The sequence below is a fragment of the Paenibacillus tianmuensis genome, assembly GCF_900100345.1.
GTDB classification, from domain to species: domain Bacteria; phylum Bacillota; class Bacilli; order Paenibacillales; family NBRC-103111; genus Paenibacillus_G; species Paenibacillus_G tianmuensis.
This window is the reverse complement of sequence record NZ_FMTT01000018.1, coordinates 80,166-101,498: the sequence shown is the minus strand read 5'-3', so window position 1 is coordinate 101,498 and position 21,333 is coordinate 80,166. Positions and strand designations below refer to the sequence as shown.

Genomic DNA, 21,333 nt, shown 5'->3' with positions numbered 1-21,333 from the left:
TCTTTCGTTAAGCGAACAGGTGCTCCTGGTGAATGATTCATTTTCAAAGCGGAAAGACCACCTGTTTGATAAGCTTGAATATAGCCTTTTACCGTTTGAACGCTTCGGTTTAAAATAGGCGCAATCGCTTCCGCCCGGGTACCTTGCAAATATAAATATAGCGCCTGATAACGCTCGTACATGCGGCGATCTTTTGCTTTTTTCATCGCTTGCTTAACTTCTTCTAATTTTTGTGCGTTTTCCATCTTCATTCCCTGCCTGTCTGTTCATGTTTCATTACTTATTCGACAAGTAGGTATGAATTTCCTTACCATAGATTTCTAAGGTCTTTAGTTCAACTTATATAGATTGGTTTGTATTAATTGCTCAGACGTTAGATTCATTTGAATTCCTATCGCGGCGACGAGACCTTCGAAAGTTGCTGTTGCAATGTTAGCAATAATGCACATAAAGAAAGAAAAAATAATAGGAAGTCTGAAGAACAGCATGATTAACACGATTTCTGATGCCAGGATTGATAAATACGCAAGGTTAAATTGTCCTAGAAAATCACGTACATAAAACGAAATTAAAGATAAGATTATAGCGATAAAAAATACTTTATGTAGTGCATAACGGAAGTATATACGGAAAGAAGATAAAACCAACAATACCATTGCGAAAAATTCGATAGTCGTAAACACCGTTTTTACAAGAAAAGTAACCATGAGGAATCCCCTTTAAAAAACTAGTTGTTAGATAGTTCTTACAAGTTATCATATATGGTAAAAAAGTCCTATCACATGACAAAATTGTTTGGAAAACTTTAGAATCATCTTGCTTCAAGATAAGTTTAATATACACATAATAAGTACACAAGAAAATTTTTGTCGAAAATTATCGAATTTTAACTGTTATAATTTTGCTTTTTACCTATTTAATGTTATTTCTAAAATGGAAATATAGTTTAATGAGGCATGAGTTAGCATTGCCGGGAATAGATTGCCTGCCTTATTTTTTAATGAAAAAGCGTGATACTGAGCATTGAAATATAAAAACTAGTACGCCGTCAATACTAAAATAGTGGTCAGCCGCGGCTTCGATGTATGGAAATGCGTCGTTTGCACCTCACAGATTAAGCGTTGAAGGCGTACTAGCAACAACTGCATAATATTTAAGCTTATTTTCCGTAATACTTTTGCTTTTTGGTAATGATGAAAAGAAAGAAAACTAAATCCAATACGCTTTTTGAATAATAAGAAAGATAAAGCGTAATTACAGCTACCAATAAATAATGCTGGCAAAACAACGAGTTTCTTCGCATACGTTACAAATAATTCTGAATTAAAATTTGAAATGATCAAATTAAGCACTGCTTCTTCTAACGATGCGAGTAAATAAGTTATGACCGACATTAAAAATGAAGGAAAGATTCTTATTCAAAAACATAGATGAAGCAAAGAATTAAAAAGAATAATTGAATTACTGCAATCAAGGATTGTAAGTTACAGATGTGAATAATAAAGGTTATACAGTAATGACAAATTTATCTCAGTTGAGAGCTTACACAATTTATTTTACAGACCCGGCGGTCAAAAGAACGGTTTGGGATTAAATTGAACGAAGGTAAGTCCCACACGCTTCTTAGAGAGTATCACTGCTGTTATCGAATTTAGCGAACTTAAGAAAATCGCAGGTACGTTTAATTCAAGCCATAATGGCAAAGAAGCCTGGACTTTGGTAGTGTAAGAGATAGAGGACTGCACGCAACCAAAGCAGGCTTTTTTTGCTCTAAAGCTACAGTGTACAAGAGTCCGTGCTGAACTTCAAGCGAATTTATGCCATGTTTTGGCATAGGAACGGCTTGGTCCAAAGAGGGATGGAGCGATGATCTGGAGGCAAAGAGAGGATACGCCTAATGACGGTTGACGTATATAGCGGAGCATGGTGGGACGAATTCAGCACCTTCTTTTCAAATGAAGACTTATGGGACAACGGCAGCCGAAGTTTGCTACTGAAGTATTTTGCGAAATTTGCGGTCCGGGATGGAGGGCGGCGCGTGCTTGACGTCGGCTGTGGGCCGGGGATCGGTACGAAGCGCTTGAACGGGATGGGCTTTCTCGCGAAAGGCATCGATATTTCTCCAGCCATGGTCGAGAGCGCCAAGGCAAGGCGGGTCGAGGCGTATTTATCGGATTGCGACCCGATTCCCGAGGAAGACGGGACTTTCGACTATGTCTTCTGCTGCACGGTGGTGGAGTGGGTGCGGAATCCGTACGGGATGATCCGTGAAATGGCCCGGGTGATCAAGCCGGGAGGCGGAATAGTCATCGCTTGTCTGGGTCCTGGCAATTTGCCTCACGAAGAAGCGTTGAAGCGCTTGCGGGGCGAGCCCACCAATTACAATATGCTGATGCCGGTCGAACTGCATCGGCTGCTCTTGGATTGCGGGCTGAAGATCCGATCCATGACCGGCGCGCGAAGCTATCATATCTCCCAAGAGACGTATGCCAATCTTGACTGGATCACCAAATCGTACTGCAGCAATCTATGGATGATTGGAGCGGATAAGGAGGGAAGCTTGCTATGAACCTGGATCATTTCGGGCAACTCATTCGCTCGAGGCGCGAAGCCGTCCCGATGCTGCAAAAGGAGCTTTCCGAAGGAATTTGTACCCGCAGTATGATTTCACGGATTGAAAATGAGGACTATTTTCCGCACATCACGATCGTCGAAAAGCTGCTGGGTCGGCTTGGGATGCCGATTCTCGATTGGCTGGAACGGATGAGTGTGAAGGACCCCGATCAGAAAGCGCTGGGGCTTATTCTCGATTACCTTCAGGAGAGGTACGAGAAGGAACGGGACTACGAGACGATCCAGAAGTGGATCGAGCACTTGAAGGGGATACGGTTCGAGGTAAAACCGGTGTACCGGGCCGACCTGCATGCTCTACGGGCATTTGTCGAGGACGTTCGTCAAAATTTCAAGGAAGCCGAGAGCGAGTACAAGCAATGGATTGACCTAGCCCGGGAGCTGCAAGACATTCCCATGCTCGCCGCTGGCTTAAACCGGCTTTCGTTCATGTATGTGAACATCGATCCGGGCCATGCGTCCGAATGGATTGAAGAAGCTTACGCCCTTGTGCAGCGGCACAGCGTCCCGCAGGAGCTTGCGATTTCGGTTCAGCTGACGATGTCCGCTTATCGCTACGGAATCGGAGAATACCATACGGCCATTTCGCTCCTTCAGGCTGTCAAAAGCAGAAAGAGGCTTTCCCCGGTCTCCCGGTTCCGCTCGCATAATTTGCGGGGCAAAAGCTACCAGGCCGTTGGAAAGGTTGCGGATGCGGAGGAAGAATACAAGCAGACTGCCGCTTATTTTGCGTATCATCCGTCGTTTGAGTTGATCTTTAACAATAATATTGGGGATTTGTATGCCGATATGGGAGAGTACAAGCTGGCCTTTGAGCATCAGCGCCGTTCCTTGGAAATCGGAGAGGCGACCAAGCAGCCCTATTTTGTCGAGATCGCGCGGCTGCGGCTGGCGAAGCTGCATAACCGATGTGGAGAATACGAAGAAGCGGAAACGGTCTGCCGACAGATTATTGAGCATAGCTGGAATAACCGCAACATACATATGGCCAAGCTGATTTTATCTGAAACACGCTTCGCTCTGGGGGACGACAGTTGTACCGGGATGCTGCTGGAAGTCGTTCAGTTTTTTCAAGAGCAGCCGGGAACGGATTCCGTCGAATACTTGAAGGAGGCGTTTAAGCTGCTGGCCAAAATCAACATGGCGTCCGAGGACACGGAGAAGCTGTTCCGTACCCAGGTGCGAATTTATTAACAGGGAGGTTACACATTTGAGGGGGTGACAAACATCGTAACGTGGATTAATTTGGAGTATGGCAGCAATCAAGAAGGACAGCCTTCAGGGCGAGCGGCTAAAAAACTATGAACACTCTCAGCGAATGCATTCTAAACAGGAGCCGGAAGCATAGAATAATACTAACAACGATTCACTCCCGCTCCTACTGGCAGAATCGGATACAAAAATAGCCCGCGGCAGTCGTTCGCGCTCGCGGGCGGTGATAGATACAATGGTGCAGGACGCAACTAGACGTTCTTCTCCAGTGAGGAGAAAGCTGCCGATTTGCTGCTTTTACTGAAGGAAAATTCTAAGCTTTTTTTGGTGTTGATCGCCACTTTGCGCAGAAGATGTTCGTGGTATTTCCGTTGCCGGATTGCTGAGATGGTGACGTGCGGGTCCTCGCCGTTTTCATTAAAATAAAGCCGGCCGCGCCGTTCGTCATATTTGCGGATGTGATTGAAATTGACGTAAAGATCGGTGTCCATCTTCTTGAAATCGTTCTCTTCCAATCGGTCCAAAAAGCTGCTGAAATCAAGCAGCGACTCGATGCTCCTCGTCATTGTCGCTCCTTCCAGATAATAAGTAATTTCATTCAAGCCGATCTCGATGAAGTAGACGCTCGACAGGTCTATATCCTCGTTTCGCTTGGGGGCGAAAGACGAAGAAATATGACTGCTCATCAGATGTCCTGCTTTAATCATCAAATCGGTATAGGGGTAGCCGTATGCAGCCGACAGCTTCTGAAGCGTATCCGGCGACGGGGTTATTTTGTCATTGGTGGAACGGTTTCGCTCAAGCTCAAGATCTCGGATGTAGGCATGGGAAAGACCGCTTTTGCGAGCCGCTTCTCGCAAAGACATCGAGCCTCGAAGCCCCTCAAGAAATTTTCCGAAATCGGGAATAGGTTGTCCCAAACCTGGTCACTCCTCTCTGAAACTATTGTAATGGACAAACGTATGAAAGGAAATAGCAATTTCTAAAAAAGCGTTTATGTGGTGTGTCTGCCTCTTGACTCTATGTAATACGAATACTACATTAGAAGTAGTACACTTTTTTAGCGTTACAAAAGGGGGTGGGATTGTAATGAGAGACAAAGTTATGAACCGTTGGAGCACCTACGAACCTTACTATATTGAATTTAATGGTTATAAAGTAGCAGATATTGTCATTACCAGCCATGCGCTCAGTCGATGGTCGGAGCGGGTGGAGAACGAGCAGGGCGGAATTGGGCATATTTGCTCCTTTTTGTGGGAAAGACTGAAAAACTGTAAAGTCCAACCTTATTATGCAAATGAAAAAGACGTTTACCTGATTGACGATGACCTTGTGATGGTCGCCGAGTTTATCGAATTGAAGGATGAAACCGATATCGCAGGCGATCCTCTTCATAAAATGATTGTCGTTACGTTCTTGGGCCGCGTGTCTCAGGATATTCAACTTCGTGATCTGAAAGCTTATTACTCCTGGCTGCGCCATACCCGTCGCATGACCTTAGTGAAACACGGAAGAAAACGCAAATAAGTGGCACTTGCCCATAACCATTTTCATACCAAAGGCTGGCCTCTACAGGTCGGCCTTTTCATGCTTACTTGAGTATACCATAATATACCAAGGATGCGAAGGGTTTTTATGTCGAATGCATAAATTACTTCCACTCATGGGGAAAATTAGGATGAGTAGGAAGGGGATGAAGACGTTATGGCCCGTGATTTGCCTATAGGCAACGGCAATGTGCTTATTAATTTTGACGTCCATTACAATGTTCGGGATGTTTATTTCCCTTATGTGGGTCAGGAGAATCAAGCGCTCGATCATTTATCGCATTTTGGTGTGTGGACGGCGGAAGATTTTTTCTGGATCGACCATCCTGAGCTGAAGAAGCAGTCCGGCTATTTGAACGACAAGATGATTACGAACGTCGCCTGCACGCACGAGCGGCTCGGCCTCAAGCTGCAGCTCCGCGACGGCGTGGATGTGCAGGAGAATGTATTCATCCGCAAGGTGATCGTGGAAAACGACTGGGACCTGGAACGCGAGGTGAAGCTGTTTTTCCATCTGGATCTGCATTTGTACGGCAACGGTGTGGGCGATACGGTATACTACGACCCGGAACTGAGATCGCTAGTCTTTTACAAGGGGCATCGGTACGTGTCGTTGTCGTGCCGGGGGCAGGATCAGAAGGAGGCGGGGGTTACTTCGTACGCAACCGGGCAAAAGGAAATGAACCGGCTCGAAGGAACATGGCGGGATGCGGAAGACGGGCGGCTCAGCGGCAATCCGATTGCGCAAGGATCGGTTGACGGAACGGTCGAACTGGCCTTGCGCGTGCCGGCCAAGGGGGCGAAGGAGGCTTGGTTCTGGATTTGCTTCGCCCGGGGCGACCAGGAAATCCGCAAGCTGGAGCGCACGGTCCGGTCGGCTACGCCGCATGCGCTGCTGCAGCGCACGTACAATTACTGGGGACAGTGGCTCGGACACGACCGGCACGATTTGAAGCTGCTTGAGCCGGACATGGCTTCCTTCTACAAGCGGAGTCTGCTCGTGGTCCGCACGAATACGGACAACCGGGGGGCTATTCTGGCAGCCAACGATTCGGACATTTTGAAGTTTGCGCGCGACACGTATTCGTATATGTGGCCGCGGGACGGCGCGCTGATTGCACATGCGCTCGACCGAAGCGGCTATCATGCGCTGACGAAACGATTTTTCCAGTTTTGCAAGCGGGGATTGTCGGAGGACGGCTACTTGCTCCACAAGTACAACCCGGATGGCTCCGTCGGTTCGAGCTGGCACCCGTGGGTCAATGCCCGCGGCGAGAAGCAGCTTGCCATCCAGGAGGACGAGACGGCGCTTGTGCTGTTCGCGTTGTGGCATCATCACCGGCAGGCCCGGACGCTGGACGAAGCGCGCGACGACTACGACAACCTCGTCCTGCCTGCGGCCGATTTTATGGCGCGTTATACCGATGCTTCCGGATTGCCGCTGCCCTCGTACGACCTGTGGGAGGAACGCTACGGCGTGCATTTGTTCACGGTCGCGAGCGTCTATGCGGGGCTGCTCGCCGCCGCGGGCTTCGCCGAGCATTTCGGGGATAAGCTGAGGGCACTGCATTACCGGGATAAGGCGGGCAGCGTAAAGCAGGCGGTTGAGCACTCGCTTTATTCCGAACAGGAGCAGCGGTTTATTCGTTCACTCTATTGGAATGACGAGAAGCAGGCGTACGAGCCGGATTTAACTCTGGATGCGAGCATGTACGCGATATTCGACTTCGGGATGTTTGCGCCGGACGACCCGCGGGTCGTTTCTACCATGAAAGCAATCCGTCAGCAGCTTTGGGTGCAGACGGAGGTGGGAGGGCTCGCCCGGTATTCCAACGATTATTATCATCAGGTGACGAAGGATGTCGTCAAGGTGCCGGGCAATCCGTGGTTTATTTGCACACTCTGGTATGCGGAATACGTAATTGCCGCGGCGAAGGGCGAAGAGGAGCTGAAGGAGGCGGCGGATTTGCTGCGATGGACGATGAGCCATGCGCTGCCTTCGGGAATTTTGGCCGAGCAGGTGCATCCGTTCAGCGGCGAGCCGATGTCCGTTTCGCCGTTGACCTGGTCCCATGCGACGTTCGTCAAGGTGGTGCAGGAATACTTGGCGAAGCTGAAGCTGTTCCGGCACCGGGAACGCGGCCGCGAGGATCAGAGCGACGCGAAGCTGCTCCATGCGACAGGAGAGAAGCGATGAAGGCGGTGCGCCTAACCGGCCTGACGCCTGCGGGCGGAGCGGGGGCGCCGAAGCTGGAGCTGGTCGAGATCGAGCGTCCCGTGCGGCAGACGAAGACGGACGTGCTCGTCCGCGTGCTCTGCATCGGCCTTGACGGGACGGACCGCGAGATTATGAACGAAAAGTACGGCGTGCCGCCGGCGGGCGAAACGTCGCTGACGATCGGGCACGAATCGCTCGGCGTCGTGGAAGAGGCGGACCCGGCCACGGGATTCGCGCCGGGAGACGCGGTCTGCGCCTTGGTGCGCAGGCCGTGCGCGGACCCGGGATGCGTCAACTGCCGCAACGGGCAGCAGGACTTCTGCGAAACGGGGCAGTATACGGAACGCGGTATCCGCGGCGCGCACGGGTATTTGTCGGACTATTATGTCGAGGATGCGAGATATTTGGTCAAGGTGCCCGCGGGAAGTCTTGCCTACGGGATCTTGGCTGAGCCGCAGAGCATTGTCGAGAAGGTGTGGAACGAGGTGCAGCGCATTCAGCAGCGGCTCGTCTGGCAGCCGAGGACGGCTGTAGTGCTCGGCTCGGGACCGCTTGGGCTGCTTGCTGCGCTAACGTGCCGGTGTCTGGGTCTGGATACCGTGGTATGGTCCAAGTCGCCGGACGATTCGATCGGGGCCGAGCTTGTGCGAGCCTGCGGAGCGATGTACGCGCGGGCGGAAGACGAAGCAGCCGCCCCGGCGGGCTCCGGGAGCGCTTCTGCCGTACCCGCGTTGGGAGCGTTCCTGCAGCGAAACAGCCGGCGCGCGGACCTCATCTTCGAATGCACGGGCTACAGCCCGCTCGCGTTTGACGCGATGGCCGCCTTGGGGCCGAACGGCGTGTTGGCGCTCCTCGGCGTAACCCCGGGCAACCGGAGCATCCGGATTTCCTCCGATCAGATTAACCAGGAGCTGGTGCTGGAGAATAAATGCGTGCTCGGCTCGGTGAACGCGTCGCGCAAGGACTTTGAAACCGGACTGTATCGGCTGAAGCAGATGGAAGCCCGTTTTCCCGGCCTGCTGGGCAGACTGATGACCGACCGGCTGACGCTTGAGCAGGTGCCGCAGTTGGATTTCGGCCGGATCGCCGTCAAAGCCGTGGTCGATCTTGTGCCGCGGGAGCAATGGACCGGACTGGTCCGGCACGAAGCGGACGAGGTGGCGTACAGCTTCTCGGTGTAAGGGCGTGCTGTTCTACCATACACGGAAAATATAAGCGGGCAGCGCCTTCGACTGTGAAAGCGGCTGTCCGCTTATTTTAGTTTGGGATCGCTATGCTGGCGGCGAAAATTCCGCCTGGCCCGAAACGACCGTATGCACCAAATGATACTCAAGTACCTGTGGTCCGACCTTGTGCTGCGCTGCGGACTGGGCGTGGACTGCAAACAGTACGGTCAACCCGACTTTACCGGAATGAGGGTTAAACACTGCCTCGTGATAGACGTGAGCCATGTGATGGTACACCTCTGTCAGTTCTGATATGATGTAGACAAAATGAAGGGAGAGATGGACGATTGAATTGGAAACAGACCATTCGGGAGAACGGGCACCATATGTCATGGGTTGTGGCGCTCACGGCTACGCTGGGGAGCCTGTATTTTTCGGAGATTATGCAGTTTACCCCATGCAAGCTGTGCTGGTACCAGCGCATCCTGATGTATCCGCTCGTGATTATATTGGGCATCGCGGCCGTGCGCAAAGAACGACATATGTACCTGTATGTTCTGCCGATGTCCATTTGGGGCGGGGGCATTTCGTTATACCATTACCTCATGCAGAAGACCGACTGGTTCAAGACCGGAGCAGCGGCGTGCGGCCCGGTTCCATGCGACTTGGACTATATCGATTGGTTCGGGTTCGTCACGATTCCGTTTCTGGCGCTGGTCGCATTCGTGCTAATCACGGTTCTGCAAATTTTGATGTGGGTGGCTGAAAAGAAATAAGGCGAACTACATTTTTCCACACGAAAGTGGTTTGGGTCCATATGCATTCCCGGCGAAGCGGCGTATAGTCAAGACAGGCAAGACAATGACGTTTCCACAAGCGGGGAGGGACCTCTGCGGTTTCCCCGCGGGGGTCTTTTCTTTGTCTGTTTTGCATGAATGGCCTAGCGATATTTACGTTAGTTTGCCACATGTTACGTCGTTTGGTAAAATATATACGAACAATTATTCGTGTTCGATCCATTGATTTTCGACCGCACCAAATGACTCCACGACCAACGAAATGGGGAACAGCGATGAACAACAAGACAAAGGCGACCTGGATGCTTGCTGCGGCATTGTCTCTCATGCTCACAGCTTGCGGCAATGAGCGCGCCGCCGAGCCACCTGCGCCAACGGAGTCGCCGAAGCCGGCTGAAACACCGAAGCCGGCTGAATCCAAGAAGTCATCCGCCTCGACGGGCGACTCTTCGGTTGTCCCGGCCCCGCCGGCGACCTCCGTCAACTCGGAGTCAGCCAAGGACGCGAAAGCGGAGAAAGACACAAAAGAAGCAAAAGAGACGAAGGAAACGAAAGCGGCGAAGGACAAACCGAACCCATCCGAGCCTGCGGACAAACAAAGCCAGCCGTCTGGCGCGACAGGAGCTGTCAACGATAACGGCAAAACGGGCGCATCCGGACCGAAAAATCCGGCCGCAGCCGTCACGGGCGGCAAAACGAAGGAACCGTCGGCGGCAGGTACCGGAGACCGCAAGGCACTCTCGTGGTATTATATGAAGAAACCCAAAGGCCAGGTTCCGAATTTCCCGGCGGAGACGAAAAGCTATACGAAAGACATGAAGGCGCTCTGGGTCGGGACCGGAAAAAAAGTATATTTGACCATCGATACCGGCGGTCCGCTCGGAGATATCGATACGTTGGTCAAGTCGCTGAAGGACAACAAGGTGAAGGCGAACTTCTTTATCGCGGGGTACAACGTCAAGAAAAATCCCGATTTCATCCGGACGCTTGTGGCCGACGGGCATCTGATCGCCAACCATACGATGACGCATACGGATATGAATACGCAAACCGATGAGCAGGTGCGCAAAGAAATCGAAGATTACGAGAAGCTTTATAAAGATGTGACCGGCAAGGACATCCAGCCGTATTTTCGTTTTCCGTACGGCCGCTATAATATGCACTTATTGAAAATGGTATCCGATATGGGGTACACGTCCGTCTTCTGGTCTACGGCCATGCGCGACTGGGAGCCCCGCAAGAACGGTGCGGAGGACCCCTACAACGACATTATGAACAATTTGCACGACGGCAACATTATCTTAATGCATCAAGGTTCGCCGGAAAACATTCAGGCGCTGGATAAAATCGTCAAAGCCGTCAAAAAAGCGGGCTACGAGTTTGCGCTGTTAAGCGATATCGAGCCTCCGAAGTAGTTTTGTCCGGCACGCTCCGTTCTGAGCCGTGACCCGCCTCAGGGCGGGTTTTATTTTTGGCCGGGGTCTGTTAAGATAAAATGATCCGAATGGGGAAACAAGCCGAAGCGGACACCTTTCCTTTTCGCTCTACATACCATAACCCTAGAAGTGAACAGACCAACATAAAGGAAGCGAATAACCGTGCAGCAAGCGATAGCCATATTGGATTCAGGAGTCGGCGGATTGACGGTCGTCAAAGAGGTCATGCGCCAACTGCCGCAGGAGAAAATCGTTTATTTCGGAGATACCGCCCGGACGCCTTACGGACCGAGGCCGGCCGAGGAGGTTGCTCGCTTCACGCATCAGATCGTCGATTATTTGCTTCAGTTTCACCCCAAAATGGTGGTCATCGCCTGCAATACGGCAACGGCCGTCGCCTTGGAGGAAATTCGCGCGAGATTGGCCGTTCCCGTGGTGGGCGTCATTCATCCCGGAGCCCGGGCAGCGATTAAAATGACCCGCAACCAAAAGATCGGCGTCATCGGAACGATCGGAACGATCCAAAGCAATGCTTACGAAACGGCGCTGCGCCAAATTTCCCCTCACATTGAAGTCGTGAGCCGGGCCTGTCCTTTGTTCGTGCCTTTGGTCGAGAAGGGCGTATTCCGCGGTGAACAAACCCGGCAGGTCGTCGAGGAATCGCTTAGCGAGCTGAAGGAATCCCCGATGGATTGCCTGATTCTCGGGTGTACGCATTACCCGTTCCTTACGGATACGATTGCTTCGGTCATGGGACCGCAAGTTGCTTTGATTAACTCGGCGGAAGAGACCGCGCGGGAAATCAGCACCATCCTGTATCATAAGGGAATGCTGGCGACCTCCAATAAGCTGCCGGTTCATCAATTTTTTTGCAGCGGAGATTCGTGGATGTTCAAGATGATTGCGCAAGGATGGCTGAACGAGCAAATCAAGGTGACGCCCGTCGTCTGGCAGGTTCCGAATATTATATAGCTCTCCGGCATATGCATTAGCGAACCCCGGGCCTTTGCGTCCGGGCAGTAAGCTGAGGAGGGCTGTCGGATGACATTTCCTTACGTCGTCAAGCGCGGAGATACGCTCCATCGGGTCGCACGACGGTATGGTATGAACGTGACGGCGCTTTATGGGGCAAATCCACATTTAAAAGAGCACAACTATTTGTATCCCGGCCAAGTCGTCCACATTCCCGTAAGAACGACGAGCCGCTACGTCATTCAAGCGGGGGACACGCTGTGGGATCTGGCCCTGCGGTTCAACATTTCGTTGACGGAGCTCCAGTCGGCCAACCCCGATGCGGACCCGCGCCGTCTGCGGATCGGACAAACTATCGTGCTTCCCGTAAGCAAAGGCTTGACGATTGTCGAAACGGATGTGGAATACGGTTATGCGGAGCTCATGGACAATTTGGACCGGTTGCTGGAAGCGTATCCCTTTCTGGAAATGACGCTCATCGGTCAATCCGTGCTCGGAAAAGATATTCCGGCGGTGCGCATAGGCACTGGCCCTCGGGAAGTGCATTATAACGGGGCGTTTCATGCGAACGAATGGATGACATCGCTGCTGCTGATAAAATTTATCGAGGATTATGCAGCGGCCTATGCCGGAAGGAAGCCGCTGCGCAACCGGGATATGACCGCACTGTATGAGCAAACCTCGCTGTGGGTTGTGCCTATGGTCAATCCGGACGGCGTGGAGCTTGTGCAGCAAGGGGCTACGCCGGGGCATCCTTATTATAAGGAACTGCTCCGGTGGAATTACGATTCGCAGCAGTTCTCCCGCTGGAAAGCGAATATCCGCGGCGTCGATCTGAACGACCAGTTTCCGGCTCATTGGGAGGCGGAGCGCGACAGGCGGGAAGTGCCCGGTCCGGGTCCGCGGGACTATGCGGGGCCTGCGCCGCTGTCCGAGCCGGAAGCGCAGGCGATAGAAGCGTTCACCCGCGGGCATTCGTTTCGCCTGGCAATGGCGTTTCATACGCAGGGCAGGGAAATTTATTGGAACTACCGGGGGCAGGAGCCACCGGAGGCTGAAGAAGCGGCACGCCGGCTGGCGAAGGCGAGCGGTTATCGGGCCGTCGAGCTGACCGGCAGCGATGCCGGGTATAAAGATTGGTTTATTCAGGAGTTCGGCCGCCTGGGGTTCACCATCGAAGCGGGAATCGGCATCAACCCTCTTCCGATCGGGCAGTTCCCGCAAATGTACGACGAGGTGATCGGCATTATGCTGGAAGGATTGAAGCTGTAGCTGCGGCTCCGATGTCGTAAAAAAAGAAGTGCTTCCGCGAAGGATTGACCTGGGACGGGAGCACTTCTTTTCCGTTTACTTCAAGAGCTTCAAAAATTCGCGCATGAAGCCCGGCAGATCGGGCCAGGCGTGCCCGGTGACGAGCTTTCCGTCCACATGAAGCGTGTCCGGGCCATAGGTGGCGCCGAGGCGCTCGATATCGGGACGGCAAGCCGTATACGCGGTCATGGTGCGGCCTTGGAAATAGCTGTAGTCGGGCAGCGAGACGAACACTTGGGCCGCATGGCATATGGCCCCGACAGGCTTATCCGCTTCCAGAAAATGAGCGATGATGCGGGGGACGTTGACGTCGGAACGGATGTATTCCGGCGCTCTGCCGCCCGGAATGATCAACGCGTCATATTCGGACGGGTCCACCTCCGCAAAGGCAATATGAGACGGAAGCCGGTGACCGAGTTTCTCCGTGTAGGTCTCCCAACCTTCGACGAAATCGTGTACGACGGTGTGAAGCGTCTTCTTCGTCGGCGAGGCAATAACCGCTTCGTACCCTTCCTCCAACAGCCGGTAGTACGGGTAATACACCTCCAATACTTCAACCGCGTCTCCTGTCAGCACAAGTACTTTCTTAGACATGGAATCACTCCTTGATAAAGGTTGGAACGTCACTTTATCATTATGCTGGATAGGGGAAAAGCTGTAAACGGGTTGAAATTGTCGAAGTTTGTCGGACTCTTTCGGGATTGCCGAAAGATGGTGTATACTGTAGAGAGAGGCCATTCGTACAAGGAAAGGGGACGATTCGTCATGTGGAAACGATTGTGGTCGCTGCGGCATTGGGGTCATGTATTCCGCCGAATTATCCCGCTGCTGCGCTCGCCCAAAGTGCCGATAGGGGAAAAGCTGCTGTTTTTCGTCCCTGCGCTCGTGTATTGGGTTATGCCCGATGCGCTGCCATTCATTCCGCTGGACGATATCGCCGTTACGATGCTGCTCATGAACTGGTTCACCGACCGGGCAGAGCGCAAATACGGCGCCACCTGATAAATACGAAAAGAGCTGCCCGCAGGCAGCTCTTTTCTTCTCCTAATAGAGTCTATCGAGGAACGCTATTTGCTCTTCGGAAGCTCCGGCTCATACTCCTCTGCCGGCATGCGGATCCATTGTTTCAAATAGCCTTGCTCGTACAGCGCTTTGATCAGGATGATGAGAATCGGCGACAAAATCAGTCCGGCCGCGCCGAATAGAGACAGCGACACCATCATGAAGGAAAGCATCGTAAAAGCGGAAACCCCGAGCGAATCGCCCGTAATTTTCGGCTCCAGGATTTGCCTGACGGAGATTACGACCGCGAGCAAGACGGAGAGCCAGATAGCCAGCGTCGTTTGGCCGACCACGAACAGGTAAATGATCCACGGAATGAACAGCGTCGAGACGCCGAGCAGCGGCAGTACGTCGAAGAAGGCAGCCAGCAGTGCGACGGAAAACGCATTTTTGATATTCATGACGAGCAGTGCGACGAAGATGACGACAAACGTCACGCTGATCAGCTTGGCCTGCGCCTTGATATAGGTGACGATGCCGTTCAGCACGTTTTCGCGGACGAAGTGGAACGCTTTCTTGAACGTGTTGGGCGTCTTATTCTCCGCGATCCGCTTCCAGGATTCGATTTCGATGCTTAGAAAATACGCCAAAATGATCGCAATGACGAAGTTCACCAAGAAAGCCGAAAAGGACGTAAGGACCGTAAACGTGCTGCTCAGGAACGAACGGACGATTTCGGTCGCTTTTTTCGCGATTTCCGTCGAATATTCCTTGGCTTTATTCACGATGTCTTCCGTCGGGAGCGTGCCGAAGCGGTCTTGCAGAGTGTCCGATTGCTTGGCGATTTCCCGTGTCAGCACCGCGGTGTATTCGGGCAGCTTGTCTTTCAGGCTGATGATCTGGCTCGTGAAGATAACCCCGGCGCCGGTAATCGCGCCCAGAATGACGAGCACGAATATCATGGTCGAAATCGCGGACGCAATCGCCTTCTTGATGCCTCTGCGGTGCAGGAAACGCGCAAACGGCTCAATAATCATGTAAACGACAAAAGCCAGAAAGATCGGGGTTGCAATGCGGTACAGGTAACTGAAGGCCAACATGAACAGGTACACGGTCATCACAAGCAAAGCGATGTCGAAGACCGTTTTGTAATATTTGCGGTAAAAAGAAATCATAGGTCACCTCGGAATATTAGCGGGTCAGCGCCATTTGGCCGCCCATAGCTTCATTTCTTCTTAGTACTCGGTACAAATCCTCGCCCTTGGCGTCAGCGTATATTTGACCGTGAAGGGGACGGTTGGGCAAGCCGTCCGTTCGAGCACGCTGTTTTTCCTCCAAGCGGCGCAAGGTGTCCGTCAGCGAGTTGGGGCTGATGGCCGCCAGTCACGTCAAGCGTTTCTCAATCGAGCATTCGATGTGAACCGGCTGTTTTGTTTGCTTTCCGTCAATGACATCTCGCTGTCTCCTCGCTTTCCCTTCGTGCGTGAGTTCATATACTTGTAATCATATCAGAAATGAACGGCTTCTTACCAGCATTTGTGAAACGGCTGCGGAAGGTTGCTTTCGTTCCCGGGTTTATATACAATAAGGTGAAAATGCTTAATAGTGGGAGATGTAACTGGACATGAACTGCAAGATTTCGCGCAACGCCGTCAAGATGCTTTTGGCCGAGATGGAACAAGAGGAAAACAAAGATTTGAAGCTTCGCGTATATGTAACGCACAAGCACGGCGAACATGCGCACTACGGACTCGGAATGGACACGCCTACGGAAAATGACGTGGTCGTAACCACCGACAGCGGGATCGACGTTATTTTGCAGAAGGACGAGCCGCTGCTGGACGGCGTGCGCGTCGACTACTTCTATGTGCCGGAGGAAGGCTTTGCGGTCACCAATCCGAGCAAAGGCAACCACGGCGACCATTAATCCGCCGCCCGGCTGCCTCAGAAAGGATAACTCCGCATGGCCAATGATATTCGCGTTTGTGATAAATGCAAGCATATGAAAATGAAAACCACGCTGCCGAAGCTGCAGAAGCTGGCGCCTGACGCCGACATCAAGGTCGGCTGCAAGTCCTATTGCGGCCCGTGCTCGCGGTTTGCCTTCATTTATATTAACGGCCGGTACGTGACCGGCGCGACGGAAGACGAAGCGATCGAGAAAGCGAGCAAGTATATTAAGAAGAAATGACGGACGAACCTCCTGACGCACCGGCTCAAGGAGATGCCGAAGATCGCAGCCGTACACGAGTGGAAAAATCCGGGGACGCTGGTCGGTAGCCTGAAAGAGGGCGGCTTCTCGGGGCTGATCCATCTGCCGGGCGACCCGGCCGACGTGTTCTATACGCTGGCTGACCGCGGGCCGAACGGGGAGTTCGGCAAGGACAAGCTGCGTACGTTCCCGAACGAGACGTATGTGCCGCGCATTTACAAGATTAAAGCGGCCGGCGGAACGATCGAAGTGCTCGAAACGATCAAGCTGCATTTGCCGGCCGGCAAGGAGCTGATCGTGGACGTGGCGAAGCTGGGTTATCCGCACGAGAAGCTGGAAGGGCTCGCGGTGGTGGACAAGCATACGATCGCCGTTGTAAACGACAACGATTTCGGCGTGGACGGCTACGACGACCAAGGCCAGTTGAAGGTGAACGGCAACCCGACGCAAATGTACATCATTCAGGTCAGCGAAGAATTAAAATAAAATCGTCAGTGTAGAAAGAGCTCATCCCAGGCGGACGGGCTCTTTACCGTTACGCCATATTTTTTTGCCGAATGACTGGGCAGGCTCGACCAATTGCTGTATAATGAAATCCAGTTTCACTCTGTGGTTTATTTGCCGGTGGTTAATAATGCCAGGAGTTATATATGGAGAGAAGGTCGGCACGATGTTCGCAACTGTAAAGTCTCGATTGCTTCATTTCTTACGCGAGTATCATCCAATCGTGCATGTGCTGCTTGTGGGAACCGCTCTGGCGCGGATCGCTTCGTCCATGAGCATGCCATTTCTGGCCATTTATTTGTCCCGGGAGTCGGGGCTGCATCCGATCATGATCGGCGCGATCATCGGCATCGGCTCGCTTGCCGGCATGGCGGGCGGCTTCGTTGGCGGAGCTTTGTCGGATCGCCTGGGGCGTAAGTTCATCATGATGATTGCCTTGATCGGCTGGGTGATCGTCTTCGCCGGCTTTGCGTTTGCCAAAGCGCCGCTGCTCTTCATGCTGTTCAATATGCTGAACGGGCTCTGCCGTTCGCTCTACGAACCGGTATCGCAAGCGCTGATGGCCGACGTGACGGTGAAAGAAAAGCGGCTTAACGTCTTCTCGATGCGTTATCTTGCGATCAATGTCGGCGTAGCCGTCGGACCGCTGCTCGGCGCTTACTTCGCCATGTTCGAAGCCTGGCTGCCGTTTCTGGTCACAGCCTTCGTTTATTTGCTCTATGCCGCTTTGCTCTATGCGCTGCTTCAGGCTTTCGGCATTCGTCAGATCGAAGGCGAGCGCCGCGGCGGAGTGACGGTTCGCTCGGCATGGCGGATCATCGCGAGCGACCGCGTATTCCGTTATTATATTGCCGGCGGAATCATCGCCGCGATCGGCTATTCGCAGATGATGTCCACTCTGTCGCAGTATGTGCAGCAAAGCGTAGCCGACGGGGCGACGCTGTTCGCGCTGCTGATGACGATCAATGCGGTGACGGTCGTCCTGCTGCAGGTGCCGCTGTCGAAAATGTTCGAAAGCCGCGGTCCGATGGCTGCGATTGTGGTAGGCGGTCTCATGTTTGCGCTCGGGGATATCGGCTATGCGGTTTCTACCGGCTGGATCGGGTTTATGATCTCCATGGTGCTGTTCACGATCGGGGAAGCGCTGAATTTTCCGGCAACGAACATGCTGATTGACCGATTGGCGCCGGATGGAATGCGAGGCACGTATTACGGCGCGCAGTCGTTTACGAATCTCGGGCATTTTATCGGTCCCTTGGCGGGCGGCGTGCTTTTGTCGGAATGGGGAGGCGGTCCGCTGTTCTCCGTTATGGCTGCCGTTACGGTGGCGGGAATCTATTTTTATTGGAAAGGCCAGCAAGTATCTAAAATGTTTCATAATTCACATAAAAATCCATGAAAATAGTCCATAAGAACTATGTATTATGCAGGGTTGATCTTTTATCCTAAGAGATGAGATTCAATTATACACAAAAAGACAATTTTCGAGCGTGCTCGATAAAGGCAAACCGAGCGGAAGCACGCGGGCGCAAAGCTATTGGGCTAAGGCGCCGAGGTTGCGTGATGCCAGCCAGTTTACCGATGGCACGGAGACGCGCGATGAGAGATGCGGACTCCCGTACCGTTAGCGGAGAGTCTTTTTGTTTGCATATAAAGGAGTGAGAACGGATGGCAGATCAGAGCCAAGGACGGAGCATCATGACGAAGCAAGGCTTCTATACCAAAGTGGGCAACGATTTCGTCGGCGTCTTTTTGTCGAGCGAAGGCCCGAAAATGTTCATCAATCGCGAGGTGTACGAGCTCGCTTCCTCTTGCTGGGACGTGGAAATGGTTAAGGGGCGCAGCCGGCAGGTCATTACATTTTATTGGCGCGGCGAAGTAAAGCTTTCCGTGCGGTGCGAAGCGGACAATGAAGTGTTCATGTCGCTCTTCGATTATTGGAGCTGCCGGGCGCAGGATCTTCGTCACGCCTAGCAACCGCTTGCCGATCCCGATCCTTACTTCCCAAATAGGCACTCGCCCCGGTCGTGGTGCATACGATGCTTGTAGCACATGACGGCTTCATCGGCCGACGGGGGGAGGCAGGGATAGGGATGGTAACGGATTTCGAGACATCCGCGGCGTTCGAACACCGGTTCTGGCTGCAGGTGATGGGGGATCATGCCCGGTTTATTAATGATTCGCTGTCTGCGGGCGAATCCGAAGAGGTAACGCGGGCCCGGACGATGATCGCAGCCTTCGACGGTCTGCTTCATCAGGCCCACCAGACGCAAGAGCGCGAGCGGCTAAGCGAGATTACGCGGGAAGCTTACCGCTTGACGCAGCTATTGCGCAGCTTCAAGCTGCATCTGCTGCAGAGGCAGTTGATCGGGAAGATCACGATCGGGCTGTCGGCTTCGTTTCTGAGCCATATGGTGAACGAGGCGGAGGAATATTTGCGAGTGCTGAGGAGTCTGCTTTCCGATCAACCGGCCCCCGTGTTCCATGAGCTGCATCATCATCTGGTTTGGCTGCAGGACGCGTACGGGCATGCGAGCTCGATTGCAGGTGATCTCGATATGGCGGAATCGCGTTTGACCGAGATGGCCAGGACGTTCGATCAGCATTTTCGCGAGTTTTATTTGAAAGCGGTCGAGCTGGCCGGCTATTTGCGTGCAAACCTGAAGAAGTTTCCGGCTTTGACGCGTTTCGGCAAAGACGTAGAGCTTGAAATGGTGCTGTTCATGCAGTTTCTGCGGGAGCTGGAGGAGCTTCGGCTTAGCAAGCAGGCGCTCGGGATCTTGTCGCCTTTGATGGCCGATCATATGTCCCGTGAGGAATGCTACTACTTGACAAAGCTTGCTCAAGCATCGGAGTATAAAGCGCCCCTCTGCGACCCGGCCCGTCCCCGCGTCGAGGCTTAGAGCGAACGAATCGAATACATCCTTACAAGGCCCAAGCTGAATCAGTGCTCCGGTCTCGTAAGGATTTTTTGCCTTTTGCCAAAAGGGGCTGCTTTTGATGTGGATCGCCAGCGCGCTGCAAAATCAAACCCTGAGCTTACCGCTCAGGGTTTGGGTTCGCCGCTTGGTCCTTGCGCCATGCGTATAGGCCGCCCGGTGCGAAGTACTGGTACAATTGGCATTCGATGCGTCCGTTAAACAGCTTCCGCTTCTTGTCTGCCGGGCGGTTCACGTAGTGCTCGAACTGCTTGGCCGGGGTCAGGACAAAAGCGGACCAAGTGGAGAGCTGCGAATACAAATGCCCGAAATCGCGGACGGCGCGTTCCGCTTCACTCCGGTCGCCAAGCCGTTCGCCGTAAGGCGGGTTCGTAATGATGCAGCCGTAATCCCCTTGGGGCTGCGCTTTGGCCACCGGCAACGTCTGCAAGCTGAGCTCCTTGGCCAGTCCGGCTGCTTTGGCCGACGCTTGGGCAACCTCGATCGCGCTGCGGTCGATGTCCGAGCCTGCGATTTGCAGCGGCACGTCGTCGCGCACGAGATCGTAGGCCTCTTCGCGCGCTTCCTGCCACAGGGACTCAGGGACGAGCGGCCACGCCTCTGCATTGAAGCTGCGTCTCAGGCCCGGCGCCAGATTCCAGCCGATCATGGCCGCTTCGACCGGGATCGTTCCGGAGCCGCAGAACGGATCGTATAGCGGACGCTCCGGCTGCCAGCGGCTGAGCAGGATCATGGCTGCCGCCAGCGTTTCCTTCAGCGGCGCTTCGGTGACCAGCTTGCGGTAGCCGCGCTTGTGCAGCCCGGGCCCCGTCGTGTCCAGCGTAATCGTCGCGATATCGTTCAACAGCGCGACTTCAATGACGAAGCGGCCGCCCGTCTCGCGGAACCATTCGGTCCCATAGCGCAGCTTCATGCTTTCGACGACGGCTTTCTTCACGATGCCCTGACAGGCGGGAACGCTCGACAGCTGCGATTTATGCGAGCGTCCTTCGACCGGAAACTCGCCATCCTCGGGAATCCATTCCGGCCAAGGCAGCGCTTTGACCCCTTCGAACAGCTCGTCGAAGGTGCGTGCCGGGAATTGTCCCATTTTGACCAGCACGCGGTCGGCGGTCCGCAGCCACAGGTTCGCCCGGGCGATCGCCAGCGCGTCTCCGACGAACGTGACGCGGCCGTTCTCAACCGTCACCTGATCGTATCCCAGGTCGCGGACTTCCCGGGCGACAACGGCTTCCAGGCCCATGGGGGCGGTAGCAATCAATTCAATGGTGTTCGATGTCAACGCTTGCTCACTCCTTGGAAAAGCCATACAATAAACTAGTATAGGCGATTGGCCCCGATTATACAACGGCGGCGGGAACGAATGTAAGCAATGGTACAGCCGTA

22 protein-coding genes and 1 riboswitch are annotated in these 21,333 nt (G+C 53.3%); of the genes, 16 read left to right on the top strand and 6 right to left on the bottom strand.

Annotated elements, in window-relative coordinates:
* Positions 1-245, bottom strand: a 245-nt coding sequence (locus BLO51_RS13965; RefSeq protein WP_167670128.1) for a helix-turn-helix domain-containing protein, incomplete at its 3' end; no start/stop codon positions are given.
* 1,652 nt (positions 246-1,897) lie between these two features.
* On the opposite strand from BLO51_RS13965, the gene BLO51_RS13955 reads away from it, so the two are divergent.
* Positions 1,898-2,569, top strand: coding sequence for a class I SAM-dependent methyltransferase (locus BLO51_RS13955; RefSeq protein WP_090672703.1), 672 nt, complete (start codon positions 1,898-1,900; stop codon positions 2,567-2,569).
* Positions 2,566-3,825, top strand: a complete 1,260-nt coding sequence (locus BLO51_RS13950) for a helix-turn-helix domain-containing protein (protein ID WP_090672700.1) — start codon at positions 2,566-2,568, stop codon at positions 3,823-3,825. The genes BLO51_RS13955 and BLO51_RS13950 overlap by 4 nt, the downstream gene beginning before the upstream one ends.
* A 269-nt stretch (positions 3,826-4,094) precedes the next feature.
* Here the strand turns inward: BLO51_RS13950 and BLO51_RS13945 are convergent, their stop codons facing one another.
* Positions 4,095-4,709, bottom strand: a complete 615-nt coding sequence (locus BLO51_RS13945; protein ID WP_245719663.1) for a helix-turn-helix domain-containing protein — start codon at positions 4,707-4,709, stop codon at positions 4,095-4,097.
* Positions 4,710-4,932: 223 nt separating this feature from the next.
* On the opposite strand from BLO51_RS13945, the gene BLO51_RS13940 reads away from it, so the two are divergent.
* The 3 genes from BLO51_RS13940 (at position 4,933) to BLO51_RS13930 (ending at position 8,789) form a co-directional block, all read left to right on the top strand.
* Positions 4,933-5,370, top strand: coding sequence for a hypothetical protein (locus BLO51_RS13940; RefSeq protein WP_090672694.1), 438 nt, complete (start codon positions 4,933-4,935; stop codon positions 5,368-5,370).
* A gap of 177 nt (positions 5,371-5,547) precedes the next feature.
* Complete coding sequence (locus tag BLO51_RS13935) at positions 5,548-7,587, top strand: glycoside hydrolase family 15 protein (protein WP_090672690.1); 2,040 nt, start codon at positions 5,548-5,550, stop codon at positions 7,585-7,587.
* Positions 7,584-8,789 (top strand): glucose 1-dehydrogenase, encoded by a 1,206-nt coding sequence (locus BLO51_RS13930; protein WP_090672686.1) that lies wholly within the window; start codon positions 7,584-7,586, stop codon positions 8,787-8,789. The genes BLO51_RS13935 and BLO51_RS13930 overlap by 4 nt, the downstream gene beginning before the upstream one ends.
* Positions 8,790-8,879: 90 nt before the next feature.
* Here the strand turns inward: BLO51_RS13930 and BLO51_RS13925 are convergent, their stop codons facing one another.
* Complete coding sequence (locus tag BLO51_RS13925) at positions 8,880-9,059, bottom strand: hypothetical protein (protein WP_090672683.1); 180 nt, start codon at positions 9,057-9,059, stop codon at positions 8,880-8,882.
* A 62-nt stretch (positions 9,060-9,121) separates the two neighbouring features.
* On the opposite strand from BLO51_RS13925, the gene BLO51_RS13920 reads away from it, so the two are divergent.
* The 4 genes from BLO51_RS13920 (at position 9,122) to BLO51_RS13905 (ending at position 13,251) form a co-directional block, all read left to right on the top strand.
* The gene (locus BLO51_RS13920; RefSeq protein ID WP_090672680.1) at positions 9,122-9,550 is read left to right on the top strand and encodes a disulfide oxidoreductase; all 429 of its coding nucleotides are present in this window, start codon (positions 9,122-9,124) and stop codon (positions 9,548-9,550) included.
* 296 nt (positions 9,551-9,846) lie between these two features.
* A complete protein-coding gene (locus BLO51_RS13915; RefSeq protein ID WP_090672677.1) occupies positions 9,847-10,986 on the top strand; it encodes a delta-lactam-biosynthetic de-N-acetylase in 1,140 nt (379 codons plus the stop codon).
* A 183-nt stretch (positions 10,987-11,169) separates the two neighbouring features.
* Positions 11,170-11,979, top strand: a complete 810-nt coding sequence (gene racE, locus BLO51_RS13910; RefSeq protein ID WP_090672674.1) for a glutamate racemase — start codon at positions 11,170-11,172, stop codon at positions 11,977-11,979.
* A 69-nt stretch (positions 11,980-12,048) separates the two neighbouring features.
* Positions 12,049-13,251 (top strand): M14 family zinc carboxypeptidase, encoded by a 1,203-nt coding sequence (locus BLO51_RS13905; RefSeq protein ID WP_090672671.1) that lies wholly within the window; start codon positions 12,049-12,051, stop codon positions 13,249-13,251.
* A gap of 75 nt (positions 13,252-13,326) precedes the next feature.
* Here the strand turns inward: BLO51_RS13905 and BLO51_RS13900 are convergent, their stop codons facing one another.
* Complete coding sequence (locus BLO51_RS13900) at positions 13,327-13,884, bottom strand: DJ-1/PfpI family protein (protein WP_090672668.1); 558 nt, start codon at positions 13,882-13,884, stop codon at positions 13,327-13,329.
* Positions 13,885-14,055: 171 nt separating this feature from the next.
* On the opposite strand from BLO51_RS13900, the gene BLO51_RS13895 reads away from it, so the two are divergent.
* Positions 14,056-14,292: a hypothetical protein gene (locus BLO51_RS13895; protein WP_090672665.1), complete on the top strand. Its 237-nt coding sequence runs from the start codon at positions 14,056-14,058 to the stop codon at positions 14,290-14,292.
* A 65-nt stretch (positions 14,293-14,357) separates the two neighbouring features.
* Here the strand turns inward: BLO51_RS13895 and ytvI are convergent, their stop codons facing one another.
* Positions 14,358-15,467, bottom strand: a complete 1,110-nt coding sequence (gene ytvI, locus BLO51_RS13890; RefSeq protein WP_090672662.1) for a sporulation integral membrane protein YtvI — start codon at positions 15,465-15,467, stop codon at positions 14,358-14,360.
* A gap of 449 nt (positions 15,468-15,916) precedes the next feature.
* Between ytvI and BLO51_RS13885 the strand changes: the two genes are divergently transcribed.
* The 6 genes from BLO51_RS13885 (at position 15,917) to BLO51_RS13860 (ending at position 19,911) form a co-directional block, all read left to right on the top strand.
* On the top strand, positions 15,917-16,219 hold the full coding sequence (locus BLO51_RS13885; protein WP_090672659.1) for a heme biosynthesis protein HemY: 303 nt from the start codon (positions 15,917-15,919) through the stop codon (positions 16,217-16,219).
* A 36-nt stretch (positions 16,220-16,255) separates the two neighbouring features.
* Positions 16,256-16,483, top strand: a complete 228-nt coding sequence (locus BLO51_RS13880) for a YuzB family protein (protein ID WP_090672656.1) — start codon at positions 16,256-16,258, stop codon at positions 16,481-16,483.
* Between the two features lie 33 nt (positions 16,484-16,516).
* Positions 16,517-16,990, top strand: coding sequence for an esterase-like activity of phytase family protein (locus tag BLO51_RS13875; protein ID WP_245719662.1), 474 nt, complete (start codon positions 16,517-16,519; stop codon positions 16,988-16,990).
* A gap of 184 nt (positions 16,991-17,174) precedes the next feature.
* The gene (locus BLO51_RS13870; RefSeq protein WP_090672653.1) at positions 17,175-18,407 is read left to right on the top strand and encodes an MDR family MFS transporter; all 1,233 of its coding nucleotides are present in this window, start codon (positions 17,175-17,177) and stop codon (positions 18,405-18,407) included.
* A 93-nt stretch (positions 18,408-18,500) separates the two neighbouring features.
* A riboswitch (cyclic di-GMP riboswitch) is annotated at positions 18,501-18,591 on the top strand.
* Positions 18,592-18,676: 85 nt separating this feature from the next.
* Positions 18,677-18,982, top strand: coding sequence for a hypothetical protein (locus BLO51_RS13865; RefSeq protein ID WP_054972180.1), 306 nt, complete (start codon positions 18,677-18,679; stop codon positions 18,980-18,982).
* A gap of 119 nt (positions 18,983-19,101) precedes the next feature.
* Positions 19,102-19,911 carry a DUF2935 domain-containing protein gene (locus BLO51_RS13860; protein WP_090672650.1) on the top strand — a complete coding sequence of 270 codons (810 nt, stop codon included), beginning with the start codon at positions 19,102-19,104 and terminating at the stop codon, positions 19,909-19,911.
* A gap of 136 nt (positions 19,912-20,047) precedes the next feature.
* Here BLO51_RS13860 and BLO51_RS13855 read toward each other — a convergent pair whose 3' ends face one another.
* Positions 20,048-21,229 carry a THUMP domain-containing class I SAM-dependent RNA methyltransferase gene (locus tag BLO51_RS13855; protein WP_090672646.1) on the bottom strand — a complete coding sequence of 394 codons (1,182 nt, stop codon included), beginning with the start codon at positions 21,227-21,229 and terminating at the stop codon, positions 20,048-20,050.
* Between the last annotated feature and the right edge of the window lie 104 nt (positions 21,230-21,333).